1 protein-coding gene and 1 pseudogene are annotated in these 589 nt (G+C 75.7%); both read left to right on the forward strand.

Going from position 1 to position 589, the window contains the following annotated elements; genetic code table 11:
- Nucleotides 1-48: 48 nt before the first annotated feature.
- Nucleotides 49-324 (forward strand): annotated as a pseudogene (locus CCN72_RS41260) (hypothetical protein); the annotation flags it as partial.
- 83 nt (nucleotides 325-407) lie between these two features.
- Nucleotides 408-589, forward strand: a 182-nt coding sequence (locus tag CCN72_RS41265) for an AMP-binding protein (RefSeq protein WP_279630326.1), incomplete at its 3' end; no start/stop codon positions are given.

Genomic DNA, 589 nt, shown 5'->3' on the forward strand with positions numbered 1-589 from the left:
ACGGTGCTGGACGCCTTCGCCCACGACGGGGTGCCGTTCGACCGGGTCGTGGAGGAACTGGCCCCGCCCCGCGACCCCAGCCGCACCCCGCTGGTGCAGGTGCTCGTCGTGCAGCAGACCGCCCTCCCCGTCCCGCCGCGCGCCGGTGAACTGCGCCTCACGGAGCACCCGTTGCCCCGCCCGGCCGCGCGCTTCGACCTGGTCCTGGAGTTCACGCCGGACGCGGACGGCGGCTGTGTGCTGACCGCCGAGTTCAACACGGACCTGTTCGACGCGGCGACCGCGGCCCGTCTGACCGCGCATCTGCACCGCCTGCTGGAAGGCATGGCCGACGGCCCGGGCCGCCCGCTGGCCGAGCTGCCCATGCTCTCGGCCGAGGAGCAGCNNNNGGCGCGGGACCCGAGACCCTGGTCGCGCTCTGCCTGCCGCGCTCCGCCGACCTCGTGCCCGTGCTGTGGGCCGTGCTCACTTCGGGTGCCGCCTACCTCCCCGTCGACCCCGGCTATCCCGTCGAGCGGATCCGGCTGATGCTCGGCGACGCCCGGCCCACCCTGGTCCTCGCCACCCGGGAGACCGCCGCCGCCCTGCC

This window comes from Streptomyces murinus (assembly GCF_002154555.1).
In the GTDB taxonomy this organism is placed as follows: Bacteria; Actinomycetota; Actinomycetes; order Streptomycetales; family Streptomycetaceae; genus Streptomyces; species Streptomyces murinus.